Here is a 9,465-nt window from a genome sequence, read left to right as displayed (position 1 = left end):
GGTTGGGTACGGGCGGTGGGGGGCGCCAGGGTGGCGGCGGCCGGGGCCGGGGCCGGGGGCGGTTACGAGGACAGCGGTACCGGTGCGGGGTCCCACACCGTGAGCGGGAGGAAGCCGCGGTGGCCGCATTCGCCGAAGACCGTGATCGGCGCGCCGCCCGATATGGACACCAGCTGCCACAGCGCCGTACGGCCCAGCCGGCGCGGGTCCAGGGGGAGCGCCGACTCGCCGTCCGCGTCGGCCAGTTGCCAGCCGCCGTCCGGCCCGCCGGGCAGGGGTGTGACGTCGGTGAGCACCACCGGCCAGGCGTCCAGCCAGGGGTCGTCGCGCAGCGCGTGCCCGTACGCGGCCAGGGCGGCGTCGATCCCGCATCCGGGCGGGACCGGTCCCGGGACGGCTGGGGCGTGCCGTGTGCCGAGGGCGGCGCGCAGGGGGCGGGCACCGGGGTAGTAGGCCAGTTCGGCGTCGAGCAGCAGGCCGGGCGGCAGGGAGACGTCCAAGGGGCGGTGGGGGCCGCCGAAGGAGAGGTGCAGCGCCATCCGGCCGGTCCGCTCGCCGCGCAGATAGATCCGGCGTGCGGTCAACGCGCCATCCGCGCCGTCCCGTTGGGCGAGCACCAGCCAGCGGTCCCGGACCGTCACCGCCTCCGGCCCGGACAGGACGTCCGCGGCATCCGTGGTCAGGCCGACGCGGGTCCGGACCGTCGCCGTGAGCGCGGCCGGGAGCCGGTCGATGCCGAGGAAGCCCTGGTTGAGGAGGTGGAGGAGGGCGCACTCCTCCAGGAGGCGGGACGGCCAGTCCGGCCCGGAGGCGGTGATCGCCCCCAACTCCCGAACGCGGCCGGCCAGTCCTGGGGCCTGGGCGTCGACCATGCGGGCGGCCGTCTCGTCCCAGGCGCTGCCGATTCCGATGCCGCTGCCATTGCCGCTGCCGGGCCCAGCCGGGGCGGAGGCGTAACCGCCCGGGCCGGAGGTGTCCGCGTCCGAGGCGTAGGCGTTCCCGTCCGGGCGGGCGGCCGTGGCGAGGCCGGTGTGCAGCAGATCCTCCAGGCGCTGCTCCAGCTCGGTGGCGCCGGCCCCGATCCGCCGCAGGCGGCGCTCGGCCCGCCGCCGCGCCGCCTCGGGGTCGGCGGGCGCGCGGGACGCGGCGCCGGTCGCCGGCCGACCGGCTGTGTCGCTGCGTTGTGGTTGTGGTTGTGGATGTGGGTGCGGGTTTGGGTGGTGTCGTTGCGGCTGTGAGTGTGGCTGTGGCTGTGGCTCGTGCGTTGTCATTTCGTCCCCCCTGCGGATTCCCGTCGCGCGCCGACCGCTTTCGGATTTCCTGTCTTCGACGCTACGGCCGACCACTGACAATCGCCCCTGCCGCGCGGCGAATTCGCAGGTCAGAGGCGGTTTTCGGGGGATTGTCAGTGGTCTGGTGCACGCTTGGAATCGCAAGCGGCCGGCGGGGGTTCGCGGGGTGCCGGCCGCGCACCGTACGACGAGGGGGAAGCAATGGCCGAGAACGGCATCACGACGGCGGACGACGCGCGCGACGCGACCGGTGAGGTCCTGCGGCCGCACGCCGAGGTCGCCTTCGCGCGGGAGCTGTCGGCCCTCGCGGCGGCCGACGACCGGCCGCGGCCCGCGCGCTGGCGGCTCTCGCCGTGGGCGGTTGCGACGTATCTGCTCGGCGGCACGCTCGCCGACGGCACGGTCATCACGCCCAAATACGTCGGCCCGCGGCGGATCGTCGAGGTCGCGGTGGCCACCCTCGCCACGGACCGCGCCCTGCTGCTGCTCGGCGTGCCCGGGACCGCCAAGACGTGGGTGTCGGAGCATCTGGCGGCGGCGGTCAGCGGCGACTCGACACTGCTGGTGCAGGGCACCGCCGGCACGCCCGAGGAAGCGATCCGCTACGGCTGGAACTATGCCCAGCTGCTCGCCCACGGCCCCAGCCGGGACGCGCTGGTGCCCAGCCCCGTGATGCGGGCGATGGCCCAGGGGATGACCGCGCGGATCGAGGAGCTGACCCGGATCCCGGCCGACGTCCAGGACGGCCTCATCACCCTCCTGTCGGAGAAGACCCTGCCGATACCGGAATTGGGCCAGGAGGTGCAGGCGGTCCCCGGCTTCAATCTGATCGCCACCGCCAACGACCGCGACCGCGGGGTCAACGAGCTCTCCAGCGCCCTCCGCCGCCGCTTCAACACCGTCGTCCTGCCGCTGCCGGCCACCCCCGAGGAGGAGGTGGACATCGTCGCCCGCCGGGTCGATCAGATCGGGCGCGGGCTCCAACTCCCGTCCGCGCCCCAGGGAATGGAGGAGATCCGGCGGGTGGTCACGGTGTTCCGCGAGCTGCGGGACGGGATCACCGCCGACGGCCGCACCAAGCTCAAGTCCCCGTCCGGGACGCTGTCCACGGCGGAGGCCATCTCGGTGGTCACCAGCGGCCTGGCGCTCGCCGCCCACTTCGGGGACGGTGTGCTGCGCCCCGCCGATCTGGCCGCCGGGCTCCTCGGGGCGGTGGTCCGCGAGCCGGCCGCCGACCGGGTCGTCTGGCAGGAGTACCTGGAGACCGTGGTGCGGGAGCGCACGGGCTGGCAGGACTTCTACCGCGCCTGCCGGGAGGTGAGCGGATGAACGGCGGGAGCGGGGCCGGGCCGGTGCTGCTCGGCGTGCGGCACCACGGCCCCGGATCGGCGCGGGCGGTACGGGCCGCCCTGGAGCGGTGCGCGCCCGGCGCGGTGCTGATCGAGGGGCCGCCCGAGGCGGACGAGTTGGTGCCGCTGGCCGCCCATGAGGACATGCGGCCGCCGGTGGCCCTGTTGGCGCACGCGGTGGAGGACCCGGGCCGGGCCGCGTTCTGGCCGCTGGCGGCGTTCTCCCCGGAGTGGGTGGCGCTGCGGTGGGCACTGGGGCACGGGGTTCCGGTGCGCTTCATCGACCTGCCGGCGGCCCATTCGCTGGCCATGGCGGACGCGGAGGCCGGCATCGGTGCGGAGGCGGAGTCGGAGTCGGACGCCGATGCGGCTGTGGAGGCCGGCCGCGGCGCGGAAGGGGACTGGGGCGCGGAAGGGGACCGGGGCGCGGGGGCGGAGACCGGGGGCGCGGAGGCGGAAGCCGGGCACCCGCCGCGCGGGGAAGCGCTGCGCGTGGATCCGCTGCGGGTGCTGGCCGAGGCGGCCGGTCATGACGATCCCGAGCGCTGGTGGGAGGACGTGGTCGAGCACCGGGGGGCGGGCGGTCACCGGGCGGGCGATCAGGGGGCGGACGCACTGGCCCCGTTCGCCGCGCTCGCCGAGGCGATGACGGAGCTGCGGGCCGCGTACGGCGACGGGGGCCACCCGCACGACGCGGTGCGCGAGGCCCATATGCGGCTCAAAGTACGGGACGCCCGGCGGGAGTTCGGCGACCGTATCGCCGTGGTGTGCGGCGCCTGGCACGTTCCCGCGCTGGCCGGCCGCCGCCCGGTCACCGCCGACCGGCAGCTTCTCAAGGGCCTGCCCAAGATCAGGACCGCGCTGACCTGGGTGCCCTGGACACACCGGCGGCTGGCCCGGCGCAGCGGGTACGGTGCCGGGATCACCTCCCCCGGCTGGTACGGCCACCTCTTCGAAGCCCCCGATCGCCCCGTGGAGCGCTGGCTGACCAAGGCCGCCCGGCTGCTCCGCGAGGAGGACTACCCGGTCTCGCCGTCCCACGTCATCGAGGCGGTACGGCTCGCCGAAGGGCTGGCCGCCGTCCGCGGCCGCCCGCTGCCCGGCCTCGCCGAACTCGACGACGCGGTACGGGCGGTGATGGGCGACGGTTCCGGCGCGCCGTCCGCGCTGATCCACGACCGGCTGGTGGTCGGCGACGTCCTGGGCCGGGTACCGGAGGCCGCGCCGGCCGTCCCTCTCCAGCGCGACCTCGACCGCACCCGGCGCACACTGCGGCTCAAACCGGAGTCCGCCGCACGGGAGCTGGTCCTGGACCTGCGCCAGGAGACCGACGCCGCCCGCAGCCACCTCCTGCACCGGCTGCGGCTGCTGGACATCCCCTGGGGCGAGCCCGCCCGCTCCCGGGCCGCCAGCACCGGCACCTTCCGGGAGACCTGGCGGCTGCGCTGGGAACCGGAGTTGGCGGTACGGGTCGCCGAGGCCGGCATCTGGGGCACCACGGTGCTCGGCGCGGCCACCGCCAAGGCCGCCGCGGACGCCGTGGCGGCCACCGCGCTCGCCGACGTGACCACGCTCGCCGAGCGCTGCCTGCGCGCGGCCCTCCCCGGCGCGCTGCCGGTGGTCATGCGGGCCCTGGCCGACCGCGCCGCCCTGGACACGGACGTCGGCCATCTGGCGCAGGCCCTGCCCGCCCTGGTCCGCGCGGTGCGCTACGGGGACGTCCGGGGCACGGACGCCGCGGCGCTCCGGGCGGTGGCCCTCGGCCTGGCCGGGCGGATCTTCGTCGGCCTGCCCCCGGCCTGTGCCGGCCTGGACGCGGACGGCGCCGCCGCGATGCGCCGCCACCTCGACGCCACCCACCAGGCCATCGCCCTCCTCGCCCAGGCAACGGAGGGCCACCCGGAGTCCGTAGCGTCCGGCAAACGGCCCCTGGGGCCCGTGCCGCAGCAGTCGCCCGGTGAGGCCCCGATGCTGCCGCACCCGAAGTGGCCGCACCCGAAGTCGCCGTCCCTGGTGGCGCCGCCCCCGAACGCGCCGCTTCCGAACGCGCCGCTTCCGGATGCCCCGCTCCGGGAGCGCTGGGCGGCGGTGCTCGGGAGCCTCGCCGGGCGGGACTCCGTACCGGGGCTGCTGCGCGGCCGGGCCGCTCGTCTCCTGCTGGACGGCGGACGATTGCCGGACGACGGCGCGGAGCGGCTGATGGCCCAGGCCCTCGCGCCCGGTAGCCGGCCCGCCGACGCCGCCGGCTGGATCGAGGGCTTCGTCGGCGGCCCGGACGGGGGGCTGCTGCTGGTCCACGACGAACGGCTGCTGGCCCTCGTGGACGGCTGGCTGACCGGCGTCCCGGACGCCGCGTTCGCCGACGTCCTGCCGCTGCTGCGGCGTACGTTCGCCGAGTACGACGTTGGGGCCCGGCGCACCCTCGGCGAGCTGGTCCGGCGCGGCCCCGGGGGCGCGCCAGGCCACCCGGCCCCCGGTTCCGCCGACGCGGCGGCGCCCGGCTTCGGCCCCGGCCTGGACCGCGACCGCGCCGCCGCCGTCCTCCCCACCCTCCGCCTCCTGCTGGGCATACCCCAGCGCGGCTACGACGACAGCGCCCCCGAACGGGCCCACGTCGGCACGTAGGCGCGCACGGAGGCCGGCAGGAGATGATCACGGGAACGGGCACGAAGACGGGCACGGCAACGGAAGCGGAGGCGGAACGATGACAGGGCTGCGAGCGATGGAGGAGCCATCGGCCCAAGAAGGCCCCTCAGTGAATGAAGTGAATGAGCGGACAGGCCGCACCCGGCACCAACCGGAATCGGATCCGGAATCGGAACCGGAATCTGGAGCCGAGCGGCTGCGGCGCTGGCGGCTGGTGCTGGGCGGCTCCGGCGCGGATGGCACCGGACACGAACTCCGCGGCCGGGATGCCGCGATGGACGGCGCGTTGGAGGCGCTCTACGGACGGCGGCCGCAGCAGGGCCCCGGCCGCGGCGCGCGCGACGGCGGCGGCAGCCGGGCGGCCGGGCTCGGCGCGTCCGCGCCCCAGGTGGCGCGCTGGCTCGGCGACATCCGGACGTACTTCCCGTCCACCGTCGTGCAGATGATGCAGCGCGACGCCATCGACCGGCTCGGACTGGCCACCCTGCTGCTGGAACCGGAAATGCTGGCGGCCGTCGAGCCCGACGTCCACCTGGTGGGCACCCTCATCTCCCTGAACAAGATGCTGCCGGACACCACCCGCGAGACGGCCCGCGCGGTCGTCCGCAAGGTCGTCACCGACCTGGAGCAGCGGCTGGCCGCCCGCACCCGCGCCACCCTCACCGGCGCACTGGACCGCGCCGCCCGCACCCCCCGCCCCCGGCACCACGCCATCGACTGGAACCGCACCCTCCGCGCCAACCTCCGCCACTACCTCCCCGACCACGGCACCGTCGTCCCCGAGCGGCTCATCGGATACGCCCGCGCCGACCGGACCGTGCGCAAGGAGGTGGTGCTGTGCATCGACCAGTCCGGGTCGATGGCCGCCTCCGTGGTGTACGCCTCGGTGTTCGGCGCGGTGCTGGCGTCCGTACGCGCCCTGAAGACCCGGCTGGTCGTCTTCGACACCGCCGTCACCGACCTGACGGACCAGCTGGCCGACCCGGTGGACGTGCTGTTCGGCACCCAGCTCGGCGGCGGCACGGACATCAACAGGGCGCTGGCGTACTGCCAGCAGCGGATCGACCGACCCACCGAAACGGTCGTCGTCCTCATCAGCGACCTCTACGAGGGAGGCATCCGCGACGAGATGCTGAAGCGGGTCGCCGCGATGCAGGCGTCCGGCGTGCGGTTCGTCAGCCTGCTCGCGCTCTCCGACGACGGGGCCCCGGCGTACGACCGGGAGCACGCGGCGGCGCTCGCCGCACTCGGGGCCCCGGCGTTCGCCTGTACGCCCGACCTCTTCCCGGAGGTGATGGCCGCCGCACTGGAGAAAAGACCGCTGCCCATACCGGACATGGCGGAGCAACGGTGACAGGAAGCCCGGCGGGACTTGCGTGGCCCCTGGCGGGTCGTGCAAGGATCAGGGCATCGCCCGATCACCCGTGACGCGCGCGACACCGAGGCACCGTGCCCGGCTGTCCCCGTCCATCTGGGAAGGTCCCCTCCGTGCCCGCTGTGTTCGTCCTGCCTGCCGCCGTGCGCCTGCCGCGCACCGTGGCCGCGCGGCGCGCACTGCTGGCGGGGCTCTTCCTGATCGGCTTCGTCCTCCTCGGCATCGCGTTCGGCACCGGCGCACACGCCGCCGACCGCACGCCCGCCGGCGGCCACCCGGCCGCAACCGCCCTGACCGGGGCCGACACCCCGGACCACGCCACCGCCCCGCGGAAGACCGGCCAGGCGCCGGAGTCCGGGGAGGCGCCGGCGCGGCAGGGCGCGGCGGACGGCGCCGCCCTCACCCGCCGCGCGGACACCGCAGCGGCCACGGTCGGCGGCGCCGCCATGGAGCGGGACGCGGCGACGGTCGGGGACGCGGTACGCCCCGCCGAGCGGGCGGCCGCACCGGTCACCGGCCGGCTGGCCGGCGCGGTGGACGGTGTGACCGGCACGGTCGGGCGGATCGGCGGCATCGGGGACCGGATCGGCGGCGCGCTGCCCGTCCACCTCCCCACCGGCATCCACCCGGGGCGGCCCGGCGACGGCGGTACGCCCGCGCACGGCGGCGTACCCGGCGGCGCCCGGCCCGGTCAGGACACGGCGGCGACGGGCTCCGGCCCGGATGCACCGCACCTGTTCGGCCCGGCGCACTGCGCGTACGCGTCGCAGCACCCGGCCGCCGAGCGGGTCCGGCCCGCGGTGGTTCCGCAGCGGGACGCCGGCCACCACGGCCTGCCGGTCCCGTGCCCGCAGGGCCCCGCCGCGCCCGCCTCGCACACCACGGGCGGCGGCCACGGCTCCCGAGGCGGCGACCAGCACGCCGCCGTCGCGGCCGATTCCCCGCGCTTCCGGCTGCTGCCGGGTGGCGTCCGTACGGCCGATGGCGCCCCGACGCGCCGCCGCGCCGAAGAGATCCTCGAATTCCCCGGCTAGGGCAGACCGCACTCCGCGTCTGACAAGACCTGCCGCGCGGGGGCGGCACAGGTCTGCCCGTTGAACCTCCCGAATTCGAAGGACATCGCCAACCATGCGCTCGAACATCCGCCGTTCCATCGCCGTCGCCGCCACCGCCACCGGCCTGTGGGCCCTGGGCTCCGTCGCCGCCAACGCCGCCGAACTGCCCGCCACCCCGGTCCTGCCCGCGACCGGCGCGGTCACCGGCGCCACCCAGCACCTGCCCACCGGCGCGGTCACCGGGACCGTTCAGAAGGCGGCGGGCACCGTCACCTCGACCGTGGGCGGCGCGGCCGGCAAGGCGACCGGGGCCCTCGGCGGCGGCGTGACGGCCGGTCAGCTGCCCACCGGCGGACTGCCGCAGGCCGGCGGTGTGGTGGACGGCGTGCGCCGGCTCGTCAACGGTGCCGGGCTGCCCGGTCTGCCCACCGGTGACGTGCGGAAGGCCGCCGACACCAAGCAGGCCGCCAAGACCGTCAAGAAGGTCACCAAGGCCGCCGGCAAGGCCGACCTGGGCAAGGCCGGCAAGCTTCTGAACGGCGGTCTGCCCGCCACGCCGAAGCTGCCCGCCGTCCCGGGCCTGCCGGCCGCCGGTCTGCCGGGCGGTCTGCCCAAGGGCCTGCCGGGTGTTCCGGCGCTGCCCAAGACCCCCGGTCTGCCGAAGGCGCCCGGTGCGGTCGACAACCTGCTGGCCGGTCTCACCGGTGCGGGTCGCCGTCCCGAGCAGCTGACCAAGCAGGCGCAGGGCGCCCTGGCCACCGCGCGTCCGGTGGTGGACCGCACCGCCGCCGATGTGCTGCCGCCGGTCGCCGGCCGGACTGTCGCCAAGGTCCTGCCGGTCGCCCAGGGCGCGGTCGGTGACGCCGGTGCGCTCGCCGGTGACGCGGCGCGCCAGGCCACGCCGTTCGTGGCGGTCGTCAACGGCCGGGTGCAGGTGTTCGTCGAGAGCACCAAGGGCGCGGCGGTGCCGTTCGCGCAGGGTGTCGCCGGGCACGCGACCGAGCTGGCGAAGGGTGTCGGCAGCGACGCCGCGCCGTTCGCGCAGGGCCTGTCCACCGTCGTGGTGGCCGACGCCAAGGGCACCACGGTGACCGCCGCCGCCGGCGCGCGCGGCCTGGCGCCGGCGGGCGTGGTCCCGGCTGTGCCGGGCGTTCCGTCGGTGCCTTCGGTCCCGTCCGTCCCGTCCGTCCCCTCGGTTCCGTCCGTCCCGTCCGTGCCGGGCGTCCCGTCCGTCCCGTCCGTTCCGTCGGTGCCCGCCGTCCCGGGCGTTCCGGCCGTCCCGGCCGTGCCCGCCAACCTGGCCGACCTGACCAACGCCGCCAACGTGCCGGCGCTGCCCGCCCTGCCCGTCCAGGGCCTCTGAACCGTCCGGCCGCCAGCACGGTGTGCGACGGCCCGCAGGTCACGGCGGTGACCTGCGGCCGGAGCCACCGTGACGCCGGATGAGGCGGACGAGGTGATGTGGGGATCACCTCGACCCGCCCTGTAAAAAACGCCGGGTGGTCCTCTGTGGGGGAGGGCCACCCGGCTTTTTTTGCCCGTAGGGGGGAGGGGAACAGATCCCGTAGGGGGAGCGAGGGCCCCCTACGGGGCCTCAACGAAAGGGAGTTGGGTGCTATTCCCAGGGCGGGGATCGGCGACCCGTAGGGGGGAGGGGAACAGATCACCTAGGGGGCGCGAGGCCCCCCTTCGGGGCCAACAACGTTGGCGGGGCGGGGGGTTATTCCCGCTGGGGGGTTCGCTAACGG

The 9,465-nt window shown here is 76.0% G+C and carries 6 protein-coding genes; 5 read left to right on the top strand and 1 reads right to left on the bottom strand.

Translation table 11 applies throughout. From position 1 onward, the window contains the following. Positions 1-62: 62 nt before the first annotated feature. A complete protein-coding gene (locus tag ADL22_RS08355) occupies positions 63-1,271 on the bottom strand; it encodes a hypothetical protein (RefSeq protein ID WP_234430594.1) in 1,209 nt (402 codons plus the stop codon). 222 nt (positions 1,272-1,493) lie between these two features. Between ADL22_RS08355 and ADL22_RS08350 the strand changes: the two genes are divergently transcribed. The 5 genes from ADL22_RS08350 to ADL22_RS36020 all read left to right on the top strand — a co-directional run bounded on the left by ADL22_RS08350 (position 1,494) and on the right by ADL22_RS36020 (position 9,080). Continuing rightward, on the top strand, positions 1,494-2,621 hold the full coding sequence (locus ADL22_RS08350; RefSeq protein ID WP_066975313.1) for an AAA family ATPase: 1,128 nt from the start codon (positions 1,494-1,496) through the stop codon (positions 2,619-2,621). Beyond that, positions 2,618-5,266 (top strand): DUF5682 family protein, encoded by a 2,649-nt coding sequence (locus ADL22_RS08345; RefSeq protein WP_066975311.1) that lies wholly within the window; start codon positions 2,618-2,620, stop codon positions 5,264-5,266. The genes ADL22_RS08350 and ADL22_RS08345 overlap by 4 nt, the downstream gene beginning before the upstream one ends. Before the next feature lie 79 nt (positions 5,267-5,345). Then, complete coding sequence (locus ADL22_RS08340) at positions 5,346-6,641, top strand: VWA domain-containing protein (RefSeq protein WP_420711547.1); 1,296 nt, start codon at positions 5,346-5,348, stop codon at positions 6,639-6,641. 134 nt (positions 6,642-6,775) lie between these two features. Continuing rightward, positions 6,776-7,696, top strand: coding sequence for a hypothetical protein (locus ADL22_RS08335; protein WP_159048595.1), 921 nt, complete (start codon positions 6,776-6,778; stop codon positions 7,694-7,696). 94 nt (positions 7,697-7,790) lie between these two features. Next, positions 7,791-9,080: a hypothetical protein gene (locus ADL22_RS36020; RefSeq protein WP_066975305.1), complete on the top strand. Its 1,290-nt coding sequence runs from the start codon at positions 7,791-7,793 to the stop codon at positions 9,078-9,080. The last annotated feature ends 385 nt before the right edge of the window (positions 9,081-9,465 follow it).

The organism is Streptomyces sp. NRRL F-4489, from assembly GCF_001509485.1.
Lineage (GTDB): Bacteria > Actinomycetota > Actinomycetes > Streptomycetales > Streptomycetaceae > Streptomyces.
This window is presented reverse-complemented; position numbering and strand designations above follow the sequence as displayed.

Coding starts and splice junctions, on each gene's coding strand:
- ADL22_RS08345 (WP_066975311.1), top strand. CDS start 2,618: ATGAACGGCGGGAGCGGGGCCGGGCCGGTGCTGCTCGGCGTGCGGCAC.
- ADL22_RS08355 (WP_234430594.1), bottom strand. CDS start 1,271: ATGACAACGCACGAGCCACAGCCACAGCCACACTCACAGCCGCAACGA.
- ADL22_RS08350 (WP_066975313.1), top strand. CDS start 1,494: ATGGCCGAGAACGGCATCACGACGGCGGACGACGCGCGCGACGCGACC.
- ADL22_RS08340 (WP_420711547.1), top strand. CDS start 5,346: ATGACAGGGCTGCGAGCGATGGAGGAGCCATCGGCCCAAGAAGGCCCC.
- ADL22_RS36020 (WP_066975305.1), top strand. CDS start 7,791: ATGCGCTCGAACATCCGCCGTTCCATCGCCGTCGCCGCCACCGCCACC.